Genomic DNA, 18,257 nt, shown 5'->3' with positions numbered 1-18,257 from the left:
CTCGGTCTCTACTCTCATCTTTTTCATAACGGATGATACCTGTAGGAAGGACTTTATGCTCAACCTTACTTTTAGCTGGGACTTTGATAACTGTATCCGTGGCTTCTTTTTTCTCTACGGTAACCTTTTCGGTAACATGACCATTCTCTGGATTAACATCGTAGGTCCTTGTCGTGGTTACATAGCCATCCTCTCCATCAACCATCTCAATAGAAGCTCCTCGGTCTCTACTCTCATCTTTTTCATAACGGATGACACTTGTAGGCAGAACTTCACGCTCAACCTTGCTTTTGGCTGGAACTTTGATAACTGTATCCGTGGCTTCTTTTTTCTCTACGGTAACCTTTTCGGTAACATGACCATTCTCTGGATTAACATCGTAGGTCCTTGTCGTGGTTACAGTTCCGTCCTCTCCGTCAATTGTAATAAGATTTTCACTACGGTCTTTAGTTTCATCTTTTTCAAAACGGATATTTGTACTTTTTTCGGTGATGCGTTTTTCTACCTTATCTTTAGCTGCAACTTTATAGATAATATCCTTTGATTCTCTTTCAATGGTAGATGTTATTTCTCTAATTGTTACCTCACCTGTTTTATCATTTACATCATATGTTGTAGTAATTTTTCTAAGTCCATCTTCTCCATCACTTTCTGTTAAAACATTACTTCCAACAGGGCGAGTGGCATCTTTTATATATCTAATAAGAGAGCTAATCGTTTCGGTAACTACAGTAGGCTTTGTTCCCACTTTGATAACTTCTGTTTGAGGTTGAAGAATAACAACGTCAGATTTCTCGCTGACCAACTGTAAAGTTGTAGATGAATATGTTTTTACGGTAGCTTTTATTCCTTTTTTACCAGGTGTTTTTGTTTCTTTCGTTCCTTTAGGAAGATTGTCATCTCTTTCGTATATTGTTTCATAGGGGATATCTTTTCGGTTATCTTGGGTTTCAAAATTATCATCCAATTCACTTGTCACATCTGCCCCATCAGCATGAACAAAACTTGTATTCAGGATTCCTCCTAAAAATAAAGTTAGCCCGACCATCACAGAACCAAAAATCTTTCCGAGTTTACGTAATGCATAGCGCTTATTGGTATTAGATTTTGCCATTACATCCTCCTTCTAAAAGTTACTATTTCTAGTATAGCATCTTTTCTGGCAAATGTTAAACAATATGTTTTGTATATTAAATAAACTCAGAATGAGATATTGATTATTGAACTAACACTTCAACTATATCGTAATCAATCTCATATATAGAGGATTGCAGACATCTTATCTAAATACATGCTAATATATTTCGATACAAACATTCCAACTTGATAATTTTCACTCATCTTTCATCATTCCTTATACAACGATGCAGTAGCAATCGAATAGTTTGCTCATCAGAATGAGACTATTTTAATGTTAGATATTTTGATAGAAAAACATAAATAAAATTGGTGGAATTTAATTCCCTAACTCGATAGAGGATTCTATTTTAAATTTAACAACAGCTAGGATTACACTATAAAAAGCGTATTACCACCTGTTCGACTGGAGAATCTAGTCGATTAGCTCCCTCTTAGTTACAAGATTAAAGCGATTTTTTAACTAATACTAAACAAGATTAAAGAAGGAACTAGAACATCTGTCTTGTACTAATCAATATGATATTTTAAAGTTGTAAACAAACTTGGAATGCCAATTATTATATTTACAATAAATAGTTGACTTCAATGAAAACAGAAAAGAGAATTCAACATTCTTCCCTACTTATCTGATAATAAATAAGATCCGCAAGATAGCCTTTTCTCTCTACAGCATTGGTAATAGTCTTTAGATAGGACATCCCTGCTTTCTCCATGACACGACCTGAAGCTGGATTGAGACTAGCATAACGTGCCTTGACTTTTTGAAAGTCTACTTGAGTAAAGCAGAAGTCCAAGACAGCTTTCAAGGCCTCTGTCATCATACCATGACCCCAGTATTTCTTGCCTAACACATAGCCAATTTCACAAGAAGAATTGTTCTCATCTATTGCAACGATGCTGATATCTCCTATCACTTGCTCTGGATTTTCTTTGAGACAAATAGCCCATTTGTAATAGTTGGGATTGGCATAGGAGGCAACCCAATTACGAATCGAATTTCGAGTGATTTCGACATCAGGATGGGGATCCCAGGTAACATAAGTCAGATTCTCAGCGGATGAAGCCCAATTTTGAAACATGTCCTCTGCATCACTCTCCACAAATCTTCTCAAGATTAAACGATCTGTCTGTAATATTTGTGTACCGATAGTTTTCACAATGCTACCTCACTTTCTGATAGATGATTCTATATCCAATCTCCATTGAAACTTGTTTTGCTTTTGAATCTCAAGGTAATAAGCTAAAATGTCCACCGGACCTTCTTCGCTTTCTTATTTCTAGGCGAGAGGCTGAAAACCTCCACTGGAGGTTCCTCATTTTCTTATTTCTAAACTCGGGGTAAAAAGGTCCCCCGGACCTTTTTACTCCCAAAAGTCATCAAATACGGTGATTGGTAGGTGGCGTTTGTGTTGGCCTTTGTGCCACCAGTTTTCGATAGTCGTTTGGGCTTCTGGACTGATTGTTTTGCCTTCTAGGTAATCGTCAATCTCTTCATAAGTGACTCCGAGGGCTACTTCGTCAGCTAGGCCTGGTTTGTCTTCTTCTAGGTCTGCTGTTGGGATTTTTTCATAAAGGGCTGGATCTGCACCAAGTTCTTTCAAGAGTTGTTTTCCTTGGCGTTTATTGAGGCGGTAAAGAGGAAGAATATCCGCACCACCATCACCAAACTTGGTAAAGAAACCTGTGATATTTTCCGCAGCATGGTCTGTTCCAATAACCGCTCCACTATAGGAACCAGCAAGGGCATACTGAGCAATCATACGGCAACGAGCCTTGATATTCCCCTTGTTGAAGTCTGAAACAGAGCTTCCTGTAGCTTCAACTGCAGCTGTCATGGCATCAGCTGATTCCTTAATATTGACGACTAAACTGACATCAGGCTGGATAAAGGCTAGTGCTTTTTGCGCATCTGCTTCATCGGCTTGCACTCCATATGGCAGGCGGACAGCGATAAATTTGTAGCTGTCATCGCCCGTTTCAGCTCGCATTTCTTCCATGACTAATTGAGCCAAGCGACCTGCTAAGGTTGAGTCTTGTCCCCCAGAAATCCCTAGTACAAAGGTTTTAAGGAAGGGATGTTTTTTCAGGTATCTTTTTAAGAAATCAATAGAACGACGGATTTCTTCCTGAGCATCAATCACCGGTTTGACACCCAGCTCTTGGATAATCGTTTCTTGCAAACTCATTCTTCTTCTCCTTCACCAAGGGCTTCCTTGCGCATTTTGTCAATCAAGTCCATCTTATCTTGCCATACATCACGCGCCAAATCCACTGGATAGTGCTGCGGATTGAGCACGCGCTTGTATTCATCCCAAAGCTTGTCAAATTCCTTACGAGCATAGTCCTGAATCTCAGTCAAACTAGGCAGGTTGTAAATCAATTTTCCGTCTTTAAAGATATCCACCAAGAGAGGAACGGCATCAAAATTACGAACGGTCTTCTTGATGTAGGTGTAAGTCGGATGGAACATCTTGATTTCAGTCATGTCGCTCACATCCACACCGTCATAAGTGATGTAGTCGCCTTCTGACTTGCCTTTTTCACGACTGGTAATGCGCCACACCTGCTTCTTACCTGGTGTAGACACTTTTTCAGCATTATTTGACAGCTTGATGGTATTGCGCATGTTACCATTTTCATCTTCGATTGCAACAATCTTGTAAACTGCACCAAGAGCTGGCTGATCATAGGCCGTAATCAGCTTGGTACCCACACCCCAGACATCAATCTTGGCCTTTTGCATCTTGAGGTTTAGGATGGTATTTTCATCTAGGTCATTTGAAGCATAAATCTTAGCCTCTGTAAATCCAGCCTCGTCCAGTTGCTGACGGACTTTCTTAGAAATGTAGGCAATATCCCCAGAGTCAATCCGCACACCCATAAAGTTAATCTGATCACCCAGCTCACGCGCCACCTGAATGGCTGCTGGTACACCGATGCGAAGGGTGTCATAGGTATCCACAAGAAAGACACAATTTTTATGGGTCGCAGCATAAGCCTTGAAAGCCTCATAATCATTGCCATAAACCTGCACCAAGGAATGGGCATGGGTCCCCAAAACAGGAATATTAAAGAGTTTACCAGCACGCACGTTGCTAGTTCCATTGGCACCACCAATCACCGCTGCGCGTGTTCCCCAGATAGCCGCATCCATCTCTTGCGCCCGACGTGTCCCAAACTCCATCAAAGGTTCATCTTCTATAACCGAACGAATACGAGCTGCCTTTGTCGCCACCAAGGTCTGGTAGTTAACGATGTTCAAAAGAGCCGTTTCGACCAACTGACATTGGGCTAGAGGGCCTTCCACCTGCACAATCGGTTCATTAGCAAAAACCAAGTCCCCTTCTTGGGCAGAACGAACGGTCAACTCCAACTTGAAATTGCGGAGGTAGTCCAAGAATGCTCCATGATAGCCTAGCAACTCCAAATAGGCAATATCACTATCTGAAAAACGCAAGTCTTCAAGATAATTCACAATTCTTTCCAAACCAGCAAAAACCGCATAGCCGTTCTTAAAAGGCTGTTGGCGGAAATAAACCTCAAAGACCGCCTTTTTATTGTGAATCCCTTGGTCAAAGTAAACCTGCATCATGTTAATCTGGTACAAGTCCGTGTGCAATGTCAAACTATCATCTGGATACATACTTTTCCTACTTCCTTAACTAGAAATACATGAAAATTTTCAAAAACTTTCAAGCATTTCAATAAATTAGTACTATTATATCACATTTTACCTGTATTGAGAAAAGAGTAACAAGCTATTCACCACTCTCCAGTTCATCCATATCTTGTTCAAATTTTTTCTGCGCCCATTCGCCATAGCTCTTCAGACCAAGATTGCCAATAAAGACCCATGGAAGGTAAATGACATAAGTAATCGCCCAAGCAGATAGGTATTTAACGTTCAAAGGATTGTGCTGATAAATTTCTATGTTGAATTGATAATTCTGCAACATCAAAAGAGCCGTAATAGCCAAGGTTAGGAAAAAACAACCCAAAATCGTAAAATGAAAACGACTATAGTAGGTCACTCCCAGATAACGGGCACGATTGAAAAAGAAGAAAATTCCTACTATCAGAGTATAGACTAGAAAATTCGGATTAAAAAGAGATGGAGCCAACACTGCCACCAAATAGCTTAGAAGCACCAGCCCAATAAAGAGGGAAAAGGATTCTGCCCCAGCTTTATTGATTAGTTGTTCTTCTCTTTCGTCAAGTAATTGATAATGAATAAATTTATTTACCATCTTCTTCCTCCCAAAATAGTTGGTCTAGGCTTTTCCCTAAACATCTGCAAATGGACTGGCAGAGCGAGAGACTGGGATTGTATTTTCCCGCCTCTATCAAACCAATAGTCTGGCGCGTCACCCCCACAGCCTCTGCCAGTTGACCTTGAGTTAAATCAAGCTCTACACGAGCTAATTTTAATTTTAAATTTTTAGCCACCTGCGTCCTCCTTATAATTTTAAAAAGTTGCGCCTCTTTTTAACATCATTATATCATATATCCAACTTAATGCAATATATAAATGTCATTTTGTAAAGTTTTATTAACAAAAACTCTTTACCACAAAAGATAGAGAGTTTTCTGCTTATTCAATTTTTTTCAAAATATCTAAGACATCGCTTCTTTGTTTAATTTGATAGGCTTTGGATACCTAAACTCCGACTTTATCACTTAAAAAATAAAAAAGGACAGCTAATCCCTTGCACATCAAGGGATTTCGCCATTCTTTAATCTCGTTTAAGTGTTGTATATGGAGCTTTGCATAATTTTTTAAAACTAAACAACTACATTAAGCTCGAACTGTGACACTAGTTCCATCTTCTTTGTAGAGATTGATGAGTCCTTCTTTTAATGCACGAACCATGTCTCCTGCTTGAACAGGTTGAGGCACCTTAATAGTCAATAGTTCCATTGGATTTGGAGCACGGTCGATTTTATTGCCTTTAGCATCGTGCAAATCTTCAATATAAGTTTCAAAATGACGGAAACCTGGACCATAAAACTCAACTTGATCGCCTTCGTTAATGACGTTTCGTTGACGAATAGTTGCTGTTTGTGTTGCGTCATCATAAGAAACCACTTCAGCAACAAACTTGTACTCAGGAATTTTACGGCGAGCACCAAACAACTGCTCATTTTCAGATGGTGTACCATAGTAAAAACCTGTTGCCAATTCACGTTGGGCAACCTTCCACATCTCATCAATCAAGTCTTGTTTGATAGATTCAAACTTTTCAGGACTTTCAAGATAGGCATCCACAGCCGCCTTGTAGCAGTTGGTTACTGTTGATACGTAGTGAATAGACTTCATACGCCCTTCAATCTTAAGACTGTCCACTCCATTTTCAATCATATCTGGAATATGGTCAATCATAGACATATCAACGGCTGACATTGAAAATTCTTCTGGAATCTCTCCCTTAAGGCTCTTACGTTCTTTCCCAAATGGCATATCGTAAAGGTCGTATTTCCAACGGCAAGACTGAGAACAACCACCACGGTTGGCATCACGCATACTCATGTGGTTTGAAAGAGTACAACGCCCAGAGTAAGAAATACACATGGCTCCGTGGACAAAGGCTTCAATCTCAACATCTGTACGTTTGCGAATTTCAGCTAATTCTTCCATTGAAACCTCACGCGCCAAAACGACACGTGTTAAGCCTAGCTCTTTCCAGAACTCAAGGGTTTCATAGTTAGTGGCACTTGCTTGGGTAGAGAGATGGATTTCAAGACCTGGTGCTTCTGTTGCTGCAATCATAATCAAGGCTGGGTCAGACACAATAACTGCCGCAATTCCGATATCACGCAGTTTACGGAACCACTCACCAGCTCCCTCTTCATTCCCTTCGTGCATAACCATATTAGCCGCTACATAGACCTTGGCACCGTACTTGGCAGCAAACTGGACGCCTTCTTCCATCTGTTCAAAGGTAAAGTTACCTGCTCGGCTACGAAGACCATAGGCCTGACCGCCGATAAAGACAGCATCTGCCCCATACTGAACAGCTACTTTTAGCTTCTCTAAAGTCCCTGCAGGTGATAAAACCTCAGGACGTTTTAATGTTTTTGTCATAATTTCTCCTATTTGCAATATAAAAGTTTGACATTTTTCCTTCTCATTTTATAGTAAATAAGCCATAAAATCAAGCCTAGACAGATTGTTTTGACAATTCTAATCTTTTAGACTTTGCATAATAACTGTTAAACAATCGAAAATTACCCCAGTTTTAACAAGTATTCAAAAAGTTTAGGAAAGAGCAAAAACCAGTATCCAAAGATACTGGCCCGTTATACTATATAAATTAGTTCTTAGATGACTATTCCCACTCAACTGTTTTCTAAATTGATAAGGTTCGATATAGTGTGAAATTAAGGATTTATACTCAGTTATTTTTATAAGAATTTATTAAAATTAATTTCTGTTATTTGTAAATTGTTTACAGAGTTGAAATTAATGTGTAGCAAAAACACAACATTTTTTGTATAATAGTATTAGTAAAAAAAGGTGGTGAGATAGTGAGATTAGCTGTCAGATTAGCAATAGAAACACGAAATAGCATCGATACTCTAAAAAAAGAAATAAAAGCAACTGGAGAATTTGATAATCTTCATCTTACTAATGGGTTTGTCGTAAATCAAGCTTATTTAGATTCTAAAAAAATTACTGCTGAACAAAACTGGGATAAAGTATTAAAATTTGGGTCTCAAGTTGAAGAACGAAGTGCCCCAAAAACTCGAACTGATTTACAAGTAAATCAAACTACTATTGATGATATTGCTGAGTTAAAAAAGATTTTACCTCTATATACAGAAACAAATTATGTAACCACTTCTTTTGTTATCAGAATGATAGTGAGGGGTTCTCTTTTAGTGCGTCACGGAAAAATTTAGGCTTCAAGCCTATTTTTTTTTATTTCAATTTTATGTGTCGACAAAACACGACACTTATTTTATAACAGTGGCGTGAAATAATTACAACACTGAAATTATATAAAGGAGAACTAACAATGATTAGACCAATTTTGAATGCAGAATGCATTTATTTGACTATTTTTTGTAGTGTTAAATATTTTATGCGTTTAACTTTACATTTTAGGAAGAGGAGAAGTTTATAATCAGTTTTTGAAGAAAAAAGTATAAAAAATGCTATAATAGAATACATATAGTAGGGGAGGAGAATTACAATTGTTACCTAAAAAAATTATCACACCTAAAGTACCACCTATTAAAATCCAAGGAATAAAAACTAAATTAGTTCCATTTATTGCTGAATCAATAAAGTGGGATGGTAAAGGAACATACTTTGAACCATTTATGGGATCTGGTGTAGTAGGTTTTAATTTAGAACCACAGAAGGCTATTTTTAGTGACACCAATCCCTATATCATTCAATTTTACAAAGATATTCAATCAAAGAAGATTACTGCTCAAACAGTTAGAACTTTTTTAGAAAATGAAGCAACTAAATTATCTAGTACTCCGGCTGATAAGACATCTTATTACTATGAAGTTAGAGATAGATTTAATAAAGAACATAGCTCTTTAGATTTTTTATTTTTACAACGTTCCAATTTTAATGGAATGATACGTTTTAATAATAAAGGTAATTATAATGTTCCTTTTGGACGAAAACCAGAGAGATTTCAAAAAGCATTGATTACAAAAATTGTAAATCAAGTTTCATGGATTGAAAAAATAATGAAGGGTAAAGATTGGGAATTTATCTGTATTCCTTTCACTAAAGCATTTGAGATGATGGGAGAAAATGACTTTGTTTATTTAGACCCTCCGTACATTGATCGATATGATGGATATTATGATTCTTGGAGTGAAGAATACGCGACATTACTCGCAGAACTTACTCAAAAAGGAAAAGCAGGATACGCCTTTAGTATGTGGTACGAAAATCAGTATAGAAAAAATACCCACATGGAAAAATGGACGGATGGAAAGTTGTTAACTACTGAACATTTTTATCACTTAGGAGCAAAGGAATCTAATCGAAATAAAATGATAGAAGCCCTAGTAATAAGTGAAAAACATTTGAATTTAGAAGAAGTTTATCACGAACAACAACAAATTCTATTATTCTAAATAAAAAAGGATACAAAGTGTATCCTTTTTTTATTATTCACATTCTTTATTTGTTTCAACTGATAAATATTTTTCAAGTCGTGTTAATTGTTCGGTTGATAATTGTTTAGTTTCTTTTCCCCACTCTGTAAATGTCTCTAAGTTATTAAAGAGTTTATCTTTTACTTCTTGAGAATCTTTATATTTAGGAAAATTTTCCCAATAAATATGGAAAAGGTCGTTCCCTAATTTACTAAAAGGACCATTACCATCTTGAAAATCCTTAATTATTTTAGATTTAAAGGTTCCAATGTTATCTGTATTTCCACTTCCTTTACTTGTACCAGCTACTTTATATTTTTCTTGAACAAAATATTCTACATCTTTATAAGCTGGTACTATTGAAGAAATGTCTTCTGATTCTAAATTAACCTTTCTAATACTTGCACTTTCATTCCTTGAATATAGAAAACCTAGAATATAACGCTTATCATATTCACTATAATTACCATCAATATTTTTAGTTCCATTTCTTAAGTAACTAGTAAAACTTCCAGCTGTAAAATTGAACTCTTTAATTTGACCTTGTTTATCAAATTGTCGATAAGTTGTTTTAATATCAAGTGCAATTCTTTTCTTATCAGGTTTCAAGAAATAAAAATCTGGATAGACTGTCTGCTTTTCAGATTCAAACAACTTATATCCTAACTCCTCTGCAACTTCAAGCAAATATGGATATACTATCACTTCAAATAATCGTCCTATTATTTTTGAATCATTTCCAAATGGGAAAACTTCTTTCTTTTCATTTACAAAACCAAGTAAGTCCCAAGCGTTTTTATCATCTATTTTAGGTAATTTTTCAATAATTGTTTTAATAAAAATATCATCACACATCTTATTTCTCCTTTGTTTGCGAATTGTTTGCGATTATTTAATTAAAGGCTCTGAAACATTGATTTCAAAGCCTTTTTATTGTAATTTTTCTTATTCCCACTCAACTGTTGCAGGTGGTTTACTTGTAATATCGTAGACGATACGGTTAACGTGATCTACTTCATTTACGATACGTACTGAGATTTTTTGAAGGACATCCCAAGGAATTTTGGCAAAATCAGCAGTCATACCATCAATAGAGGTGATGGCACGGATTGCAATTGTATAGTCATACGTACGACCGTCACCCATAACACCAACTGAACGAACACCTGTATTAACTGTGAAGTATTGCCAGATATCGCGGTCAAGACCAGCTTTAGCAATTTCCTCACGAAGGATAGCATCTGATTCACGAACAGTTTCAAGTTTCTCTTCAGTGATTTCACCCATGACACGGATAGCAAGTCCTGGTCCTGGGAATGGTTGGCGCCATACAATATGGTCTGGCATACCAAGCTCTGTACCAAGGGCACGAACTTCATCTTTATAAAGAGTGTTGAGTGGTTCAATCAATTCAAATTGCATGTCTTCTGGAAGACCACCCACGTTGTGGTGCGACTTGATAGTTTGAGCTGTATCCGTACCAGACTCGATCACGTCGGTGTAAAGAGTTCCTTGTGCAAGGAATTTCACATCTTTGAGCTTGCTTGCTTCGTCATCAAAGACATAGACAAACTCGTTACCGATGATTTTACGTTTTTGTTCAGGGTCAGAAACGCCAGCAAGTTTGTCAAGAAAGCGTTTTGCAGCGTCTGCTTTGACGATATTCAAACCAAACTTACCACCAAGCATATCCATAACCTGATCTGCTTCACCTTTACGAAGAAGACCGTGATCCACGAAGATACAGATCAATTGATCGCCAATCGCTTTTTGGAGAAGAACTCCAACAACTGAAGAGTCAACACCACCTGATAGACCAAGAAGGACACGTTTATCACCGACGGTTTCACGAATTTTTTGGATCTGCATATCAATGAAGTTATCCATTGACCAATCGCCTTTAGCCTTACAGATGTTAAGGGCAAAGTTACGAAGGATATCATTTCCGTATACAGAATGACGGACTTCTGGATGGAATTGGATACCGTAAATGTGTTTATCTGGGTTTTCAATGGCTGCATAAGGGCAGTCAGCTGATGTTCCAGTACGAACAAAGTCAGCAGGAATCTCAGTGACCGCATCACCATGGCTCATCAAAACAGTCTGCTCGTCTGGTGTTGATTCAAAAAGCGCTGATGGTGTGTGAGTTAGGGTTGATTGACCGTATTCACGATTTCCAGCATCACCTGCAGGGACAACTTTTCCTCCAAGTTTATGGGTCAATAACTGCATACCGTAACAGATTCCCAAAATAGGAATACCAAGTTCGAAGATTTCTGGGTCAATATCAAATGAACCATCTTCGTATACAGAGTTTGGACCACCTGAAAGGATAATTCCTACAGGATTGATTTCACGAACTTCAGCAGCTGAAATTTTATGGCTTTTTAGTTCTGAAAAAACACCAATCTCACGGATACGGCGTGAAATCAGCTGGTTGTATTGGCTACCATAGTCCAATACGATGATTTTTTCTACATCTTGCAAATCAGTTGAAATGTTGCTCATCTTTTTCCTTTCTCAAAAGAAATATCTTTTTTCAATATTCTATCACAAATAAGGGCGAATTACCAACTAAACAAGGCGAAGATTGACTTTTTCTAGTTTATTGGGGTACAATAGAGAAAAGATAGAAATGAAGTGAAAAATATGCTACCCGCTTATATGAAAATCCATGATCAGATTAAAAAGGATATTGACGAACATCGTTGGGCCATTGGTGAGAGACTTCCCAGTGAACGAGACTTAGCAGAGCAGTTTGCGGTTAGTCGCATGACCCTCCGCCAAGCCGTATCTCTATTAGTCGAAGAAGGCGTCTTAGAGCGCCGTGTAGGAAGCGGCACCTTTGTTTCCAGTACTCGAGTACAAGAAAAGATGCGAGGGACAACCAGTTTTACTGAAATTGTTAAGTCCCAAGGTAAAGTACCCTCTAGCCAACTCATTTCCTACAGAAAAACTATTCCAAATGAACAGGAAGTTGCCAAGCTAGGAATTTCTCCAACGGACAATATTATCCGAATGGAACGTGTTCGCTATGCCGACCAAGTTCCTCTGGTTTATGAAGTTGCTTCTATTCCTGAAAAATTCATTAAGGACTTTAAAAAAGAAGAAATCACTAGTCATTTCTTCCAAACCCTACAAAAACATGGCTATCGTATCGGCAAATCACAGCAGACTATCTATGCTCGTCTCGCTAAAGAAAAAATTGCCCACTATTTGGAAGTTGAAAAAGGACATGCTATTCTTGGACTGACTCAGGTTTCTTACCTAGAAGATGGGACAGCTTTTGAATACGTAAAAAGTCAATATGTAGGCGAACGTTTTGAATTTTATCTTGAAAATAATTAGATTACTATGCAAAAACTCTCTGTCACGGACGACAAAGAGTCTTTTTATTTTTCTAAGAGTAAATCTTTCAACGAAATCAAAGTTACAGCAAATAATATCATTGCCATACCAAGAAAATCAATGGGATAAAATTGTTCATTCATGATTAAGAAGGCAAAGAAAACAGCCGAAATTGGCTCAATTGAAGCCAACAAACTTGACTTGACCGGCCCAATCAGACTGGCTCCTTTTAAGAAGGCTGTATAGGCAAAGACAGTCCCGATAAGGATAATACCTGCAAAGGCAAGGAGAAAATCAAGACTGGTTGGGATAGCAGTCTGTAGAACCCCTGTAAAAGGAAGGGCGACCAAACCTGCTATGACCATTCCCACACCAATGACCAAGCTACTCCCCCACTTCTTAATCAAGGCTATGGGTAAAATGATATACAGAGCATAAGTCAAGGCAGAAAAGAGACCCCAGAATAGGCCAGAAGGTGTAATGGATAACTGGTCCAACTGCCCATGAGTTGCGATCAGGAAGGTTCCTCCGATGGCTAATATAATGGAAACAATCTCTCCCAGTGTTGGCGCCACCTTATCCTTGATACAGCTATAAATCAAAATCCCAACAGGACAAACATACTGAAGCACCGTCGCAGTACCTGCATTGGTCTCCTGAATAGCAGTTAGATAGGCAAATTGATTGAGGAATAGACCAATTAGAGCAAAAATAAGAAGAGACAGCAAACTCTTTCTATCCTTTAAAAAGGCCAGCATTTTATCCTTTGCAGTAGCATAAGCCAAGAACATGAGAACTCCACCAGCGATTAAAAGACGCAAGTTGGTCAAAACCAGAGCCGAAATTCCATGCGCCATCAGGTATTGACCACTCGTTCCTGACAAGCCCCAAGCAATACCAGCCACAACTGTTAGTAAAGTCCCTTTTAAACTATTTGACATGTCTCTCCTTACTCTTCTTTGCGAATCAAGTCCATCACTTGATTACGGTCTAAAATCCATTGAGCCCTCTCATCCTTTTCATAGGTACGATTGGATAGGAAAATGGCCGCTTCTTGCTTCTGACGATTCCACATGATAAAGGTACCCGTATAGCCCGTATGGTCTAGCCAATCTCCTTCCAAATTCCATGCCAAAGAACGTTCCTTGTCATCCAAAGGTGAAAAATTTTGACTCAAGTCTCTTGCAAAATCATCTGCTAAATAGTGTTCTAAAAAGATTTGTAAATCCTTTACAGTCGAAAATAAACCAGCACTACCAGCATGTCTGCCCAGGAGACGAGCTTTTGGATCATGTACCATTCCTGCCTCTACACCTCTAACTGTTGGAACAGCAAGCTCAACAGGCCCAAACTGGGTTTCCGTCATTCCCCACGGTTTCCAAACTTGCTCCTGTAAAATCACATCCAAATCTTGATTAAAGATTCTTTCCAAAATAAAACCCAACAGCAAAAAATGGACATCCGAATAAAGAAAGGCTGGTTGACTTCGTCTCTTGAGATGAAACATCGCTTCCTTTAATTCAGAAGCTGTTAAAAGATCACGATTGGGAATAAAAGGATCAAGGTCTGTGGTGTGAGTTAAAAGCTGGCGAATAGTGATGTCTGGATAATCACTCTCATGGAAAAAATCGGTTACTGGTCTGTCAATATCTAATTGACCGTTTTCCCACAAGAAGGTAAAAACGGTGCCAACTCCAACAACTTTGCTGACACTAGCTAGGTCATAAACTAGTCCTGCCTCAGTCTGCAAGCCACGCTCTGGATCACTCTGGCCTGAATAGAACTCTATCCATTGATTGTCCTTAAAATATGCAAAAGAGGCTCCGGGATAAATCCCTGCCTCGATTTGTTCATCTATCTTTTTAATAATCTTGGTCCACTTCATACTTCTTCAAACCACAATTCAACATTATTTCTATCTTTACCAAGGAAGAATTTTTCAGACTTAGGAATAAAATATTCGGTAGACTCAAACTTCTGGCGCAGACTTGCTATATCTAGTTCATTGACCAAGAACTTGAGCATAGATAAGTCCCAAGTAGCCGTATTGTCCACAGTCAGATCCTGTCCCTGAGCTGGGATAAAACCAAGCGATACCCCAATTTCAGATGGTTCCAAGTAACTATCGACATCAGCTGGGAGATGTAATTCCATAGAAATCTCAAATTTACTCAAAGAAATTGATTCCAAATCTGTTTGAAATTCAGGCTTTTCTCCTACTTCTACTAGACTTGCTCTATCATCTTCCGCATGAATCAAAATCAAATCATCTTCTGGTGAAAAAATTTCAAAAGCGTAGCCATTTTGCCCCTTATATAATTGATGAATCGAATCTGTTTTAGATAAGAGTCCTTCGATTTCCAAGGGATTTTCCACCTTGATAATCAATCTAGCCAGTTTTTTTCTCCCCTCTACCTTACGAGTGCGCATACTTGGAGCTTCTTCTAAAATCAGCTTTTCAAGACCTGTTTGATCACCTAGTGACAGAAAGGCTGATTCTTCTAACAAGGCCTTCATGCCAAGAGTTTCAATATAAAATGTTTCATTTAATTTTCTATTATTAACTTTTAAAGTAGGAATAATCCGTACAATCTGATTTACATTCATAAATTCCTCCGTCACTTTTTATTTTAAAGGATTTTAGAATTTTTTACAAGATATTATGCTCAAATTTAACATTATTTAGCTATTTAGTAAAGATAATCTTTCAAGGTTTTTGTCAAAACCTGATAACCGGGAACACTGAGGTGCAATCCATCAGTTGTATAATCTTTTTTGAGTTGGCCTGCTTGGTCTGTCAAACTATCAAAAACCGGCACAAATTCAACCTGCATATAGGCAGAAGCAAGTTCTTTATATGCTTTATTCCATCTCTGAATTTTTTCATTCGAGCGGATATAGACTGTCTGCTTGTACTCCTCGCCTTCATTGACTGGCAAAATGGAAAGCAATTTAATCTCTGTCAGTGGATAATCGCGAGCAATGGATTGAATGATCGCTTCGAGATTATTGAGAGCCTCATTCACAGGCACATCTTTTCCGATATCATTTGTTCCAATCAGAAGGACAATTTTATCTACTGCTCCACCGTACAGATGCGCATCTAGATTTTCTAATAACAGTCCTGTCTGATAGCCACGAATTCCTCGCTTGACAATTGTCTTCGAAGTCCCGAATAGTTCCTGCAGAGGATAATATTCGACAATGGAATCACCAATAAAAAGAATGTCTGGCTCTAGAACAGAAACCTGATTTAAGTGACGATACTTGGTTTGGATTTTTTCTTGTTCCTTTAGGAGCCAATTTTCTAATAACTGTACTGCCACTTCATTCTCCTTTTTCTAACCAGTTTTCCAAGACTTGATAAACTCCTCCTTGGCTATTGGCTGGCGCTAGAGCCGTCGCCACAGCTTTGGCTTTGTCATCAGCATTTTCCATCGCATAGGCAATTCCAGCCATTTCAAGCATTTCAACATCATTTTCACTATCGCCAAAAGCCATGATTTGTTGGGGCTTCAAGTCCCAACGCTTGAGTAATTCTTCCAAGCCCCATGCTTTATGAATTCCAGCTTGGAGGATATCAATGCAACCATAGCCACTGGATACAGCCCGAACACGGCCATCAAAGAGGTCATTGATTTCTTCCAAGACCGAACTCAAACGTTCCTCACCAACAACCATACTCATCTTGAGCACACCACCAAAGAGGTCAGAGGTTAATTCGTCCACAAAATGCATCCGTTGGTAGAATTTTTCAATCATTTCTTGAGTCATAAAGCTTTCAAGGTCTGTAAAAATCGTACCTTCTTTGACGAAACCACCCTTCATAGCCGTCACAACAAACTGATCCTGACACGCTCGGCCCTTGAAATGAGCCAAAGCCTTATCGACAATGGCATCATCCCAAGTCTGTGCCTGAATCAATTCATTGTTTTCAAAAATACGAGCACCGTTTGCAACAACCAAAACCACTCGATCCACCAAGTGCTCCAGTAGTTGCCTCATGCGGTGAATTTCATTGCCCGTCGCGATGACAAAACGAATACCCTTTTGATCCAACTGATCTAAAATCTTTTCCAATCGTGGGAGATCCAGCTGGCCTCTAGCATCCAGCAAGGTCCCATCCATATCTGTCGCAATTACTTTAATCGTCATTTACTTTCCTCTGAATTCAAACTAATCCCACTTCAATCCCACATGTTCGTTCATTTCTTTGTAGGCTGTATCAATTCGTTCCTTAGTCGCTTCATCTAATTGATCACGATGACTGCCACCCTCTATAAAATCTTCCAAGATATAGGTTTGATAATGATATAAAGGATAGCCTTCTGGTGAAAAGGTTCCCTTTGGTGTTCGATTGACCCAAGTAGGATGAGCTTTAGCTGTTCCGATAGTTGTTTTTCCATCCTTCTTCTTAATGGTCACGTCCATGAGAACGCCACGTTCAGTCCACTTAGCATTTTCTTCATCTCCCATAGATTCAATCCGTTGATTGGAAATGAAGTTCCCCATTGAATAGATAATGAGTTTCTTGTCTCCATCTTTTTCAACAATTTCAGATGGCTCAACTACGTGTGGATGCCCTCCAAAGATGATATCCGCCCCCCAATCAATCATCTTGTGATAAAGAGCTTTTTGTTCTTCAGTTGGTTCCAAGCGATACTCCACACCCATCTGAGGCATGATAATGGTGATATCTGCTTCCTTCTCTGCCCGTTCAATTTCAGCCTTCATCTTATCTTCGTTTAAATCTGAAAGATAACGATTATAGTCTTCCTGAGAAACATACTGCTCAATTCCATTGAAACCATAGGAATAGGCCAAAAGAGCAACCTTGATACCATTCACTTCCTTAATGACCAGCGGAGCCTGATCACGTGGCTCGTGCGTATAAACTCCGATTGGAGTGATTCCAGCTTTCTCAATAATATCGGCCGTTGAAATAACTCCCTCAATTTGCGAATCCAAAATATGATTATGAGCTAAATCCAGCACATGATAACCTGCATCCTTAATGGCATCCATAACTTCAGCAGGAGCATTAAAGAGAGGATAACCCGCTAAATAATGATCCTTATTGATGGTTCCTTCAAAATCACCAATAGCTAAATCTGCTTGCTTGAGCCAAGGCGTCACATACTCAAAATTCTCATGAAAGTCATAGGTACCGTCTTCTTTTTTAGCTGAAAAGAAAAGTCCATCGTGGTAGAGTAAATCTCCGTTGGCCATAATTCTAGCAGATTTTTCCTCTTCCTGCTCCTGAGACTTTTGCTTAGTCCCTTCTTGAGAAATAGTATCTCGTTTTTGACTGGTCAGAGGCATGCCTTGGAAACTTTCAACCAACAAGACCAAGCCCATTGATAAAGCAACTGCTAGCAAGAGTACCGCCACAAATCCTTTATTGCTCCACCTGCGATAACTCCTAAAAAAGTTTACCAAGCCCTTCATAAAACGAAAAGCTAAACCACCCTGATTTCGATTTTGTCTTCTTTGCATCTTCATTCTCCCTACTTTCTTATGCAAGCCTTTTCTTTTTATTATATCATAGATAAGTAATTCTTTCACAATTGATACTCTTCGAAAATCTCTTCAAACCACGTCAGCGTCGCCTTACCGTGTATATGTAACTGACTTCGTCAGTTCTA

At 38.5% G+C, this 18,257-nt stretch carries 18 protein-coding genes; 3 read left to right on the top strand and 15 right to left on the bottom strand.

The genetic code is table 11. The features are described from left to right. The 7 genes from HT696_RS03930 to HT696_RS03900 form a co-directional block, all read right to left on the bottom strand. A partial coding sequence (locus HT696_RS03930; protein ID WP_173283353.1) for a G5 domain-containing protein occupies positions 1–1,114 on the bottom strand: 1,114 nt, incomplete at its 3' end. A gap of 631 nt (positions 1,115–1,745) precedes the next feature. Continuing rightward, positions 1,746–2,297, bottom strand: coding sequence for a GNAT family N-acetyltransferase (locus tag HT696_RS03925; RefSeq protein ID WP_173282633.1), 552 nt, complete (start codon positions 2,295–2,297; stop codon positions 1,746–1,748). Between the two features lie 204 nt (positions 2,298–2,501). Next, positions 2,502–3,326, bottom strand: coding sequence for an ammonia-dependent NAD(+) synthetase (gene nadE / locus HT696_RS03920; RefSeq protein ID WP_173282632.1), 825 nt, complete (start codon positions 3,324–3,326; stop codon positions 2,502–2,504). After that, the gene (locus HT696_RS03915) at positions 3,323–4,783 is read right to left on the bottom strand and encodes a nicotinate phosphoribosyltransferase (RefSeq protein WP_173282631.1); all 1,461 of its coding nucleotides are present in this window, start codon (positions 4,781–4,783) and stop codon (positions 3,323–3,325) included. Before HT696_RS03915 ends, nadE begins: the two co-directional genes overlap by 4 nt. Before the next feature lie 115 nt (positions 4,784–4,898). Then, entirely contained in the window at positions 4,899–5,387 is a 489-nt protein-coding gene (locus HT696_RS03910; RefSeq protein ID WP_000247408.1) for a DUF6773 family protein, read from the bottom strand. Then, positions 5,377–5,586, bottom strand: coding sequence for a helix-turn-helix transcriptional regulator (locus HT696_RS03905; RefSeq protein ID WP_031223021.1), 210 nt, complete (start codon positions 5,584–5,586; stop codon positions 5,377–5,379). Before HT696_RS03905 ends, HT696_RS03910 begins: the two co-directional genes overlap by 11 nt. Positions 5,587–5,935: 349 nt before the next feature. Continuing rightward, positions 5,936–7,222, bottom strand: a complete 1,287-nt coding sequence (locus HT696_RS03900; RefSeq protein WP_173218678.1) for a U32 family peptidase — start codon at positions 7,220–7,222, stop codon at positions 5,936–5,938. 443 nt (positions 7,223–7,665) lie between these two features. On the opposite strand from HT696_RS03900, the gene HT696_RS03895 reads away from it, so the two are divergent. Next, entirely contained in the window at positions 7,666–8,040 is a 375-nt protein-coding gene (locus HT696_RS03895) for a hypothetical protein (RefSeq protein WP_173218677.1), read from the top strand. A 294-nt stretch (positions 8,041–8,334) separates the two neighbouring features. After that, positions 8,335–9,243, top strand: a complete 909-nt coding sequence (locus HT696_RS03890) for a Dam family site-specific DNA-(adenine-N6)-methyltransferase (RefSeq protein WP_173218676.1) — start codon at positions 8,335–8,337, stop codon at positions 9,241–9,243. Between the two features lie 33 nt (positions 9,244–9,276). Here the strand turns inward: HT696_RS03890 and HT696_RS03885 are convergent, their stop codons facing one another. Further along, positions 9,277–10,119, bottom strand: a complete 843-nt coding sequence (locus HT696_RS03885) for a type II restriction endonuclease (protein ID WP_173283352.1) — start codon at positions 10,117–10,119, stop codon at positions 9,277–9,279. Between the two features lie 90 nt (positions 10,120–10,209). Next, a complete protein-coding gene (guaA, locus tag HT696_RS03880) occupies positions 10,210–11,772 on the bottom strand; it encodes a glutamine-hydrolyzing GMP synthase (RefSeq protein WP_000065711.1) in 1,563 nt (520 codons plus the stop codon). Between the two features lie 141 nt (positions 11,773–11,913). Between guaA and HT696_RS03875 the strand changes: the two genes are divergently transcribed. Further along, a complete protein-coding gene (locus HT696_RS03875; protein WP_125452984.1) occupies positions 11,914–12,612 on the top strand; it encodes a GntR family transcriptional regulator in 699 nt (232 codons plus the stop codon). Positions 12,613–12,656: 44 nt separating this feature from the next. Here HT696_RS03875 and HT696_RS03870 read toward each other — a convergent pair whose 3' ends face one another. The 6 genes from HT696_RS03870 to HT696_RS03845 form a co-directional block, all read right to left on the bottom strand. Further along, a complete protein-coding gene (locus HT696_RS03870; RefSeq protein WP_173218674.1) occupies positions 12,657–13,553 on the bottom strand; it encodes a DMT family transporter in 897 nt (298 codons plus the stop codon). Between the two features lie 8 nt (positions 13,554–13,561). After that, a complete protein-coding gene (locus HT696_RS03865) occupies positions 13,562–14,497 on the bottom strand; it encodes a serine hydrolase domain-containing protein (protein WP_173282630.1) in 936 nt (311 codons plus the stop codon). Continuing rightward, on the bottom strand, positions 14,494–15,219 hold the full coding sequence (locus HT696_RS03860; RefSeq protein WP_173283351.1) for a CppA family protein: 726 nt from the start codon (positions 15,217–15,219) through the stop codon (positions 14,494–14,496). The genes HT696_RS03865 and HT696_RS03860 overlap by 4 nt, the downstream gene beginning before the upstream one ends. 83 nt (positions 15,220–15,302) lie before the next feature. Next, the gene (locus HT696_RS03855) at positions 15,303–15,938 is read right to left on the bottom strand and encodes a GDSL-type esterase/lipase family protein (protein ID WP_173282629.1); all 636 of its coding nucleotides are present in this window, start codon (positions 15,936–15,938) and stop codon (positions 15,303–15,305) included. Between the two features lies 1 nt (position 15,939). Then, complete coding sequence (locus HT696_RS03850) at positions 15,940–16,767, bottom strand: HAD family hydrolase (protein WP_173282628.1); 828 nt, start codon at positions 16,765–16,767, stop codon at positions 15,940–15,942. Between the two features lie 21 nt (positions 16,768–16,788). Continuing rightward, on the bottom strand, positions 16,789–18,108 hold the full coding sequence (locus HT696_RS03845; RefSeq protein ID WP_173282627.1) for a CapA family protein: 1,320 nt from the start codon (positions 18,106–18,108) through the stop codon (positions 16,789–16,791). Between the last annotated feature and the right edge of the window lie 149 nt (positions 18,109–18,257).

This window comes from Streptococcus sp. 9903, from assembly GCF_013276625.1.
In the GTDB taxonomy this organism is placed as follows: Bacteria; Bacillota; Bacilli; order Lactobacillales; family Streptococcaceae; genus Streptococcus.
This window is presented reverse-complemented; position numbering and strand designations above follow the sequence as displayed.

Excerpts from the sequence above, each read along its gene's own strand:
- HT696_RS03860 (WP_173283351.1), bottom strand. The coding sequence starts at position 15,219 with ATGAATGTAAATCAGATTGTACGGATTATTCCTACTTTAAAAGTTAAT.
- nadE (WP_173282632.1), bottom strand. The coding sequence starts at position 3,326 with ATGAGTTTGCAAGAAACGATTATCCAAGAGCTGGGTGTCAAACCGGTG.
- HT696_RS03870 (WP_173218674.1), bottom strand. The coding sequence starts at position 13,553 with ATGTCAAATAGTTTAAAAGGGACTTTACTAACAGTTGTGGCTGGTATT.
- HT696_RS03850 (WP_173282628.1), bottom strand. The coding sequence starts at position 16,767 with ATGACGATTAAAGTAATTGCGACAGATATGGATGGGACCTTGCTGGAT.
- HT696_RS03915 (WP_173282631.1), bottom strand. The coding sequence starts at position 4,783 with ATGTATCCAGATGATAGTTTGACATTGCACACGGACTTGTACCAGATT.
- HT696_RS03845 (WP_173282627.1), bottom strand. The coding sequence starts at position 18,108 with ATGCAAAGAAGACAAAATCGAAATCAGGGTGGTTTAGCTTTTCGTTTT.
- guaA (WP_000065711.1), bottom strand. The coding sequence starts at position 11,772 with ATGAGCAACATTTCAACTGATTTGCAAGATGTAGAAAAAATCATCGTA.
- HT696_RS03875 (WP_125452984.1), top strand. The coding sequence starts at position 11,914 with ATGCTACCCGCTTATATGAAAATCCATGATCAGATTAAAAAGGATATT.
- HT696_RS03900 (WP_173218678.1), bottom strand. The coding sequence starts at position 7,222 with ATGACAAAAACATTAAAACGTCCTGAGGTTTTATCACCTGCAGGGACT.
- HT696_RS03885 (WP_173283352.1), bottom strand. The coding sequence starts at position 10,119 with ATGTGTGATGATATTTTTATTAAAACAATTATTGAAAAATTACCTAAA.
- HT696_RS03910 (WP_000247408.1), bottom strand. The coding sequence starts at position 5,387 with ATGGTAAATAAATTTATTCATTATCAATTACTTGACGAAAGAGAAGAA.
- HT696_RS03865 (WP_173282630.1), bottom strand. The coding sequence starts at position 14,497 with ATGAAGTGGACCAAGATTATTAAAAAGATAGATGAACAAATCGAGGCA.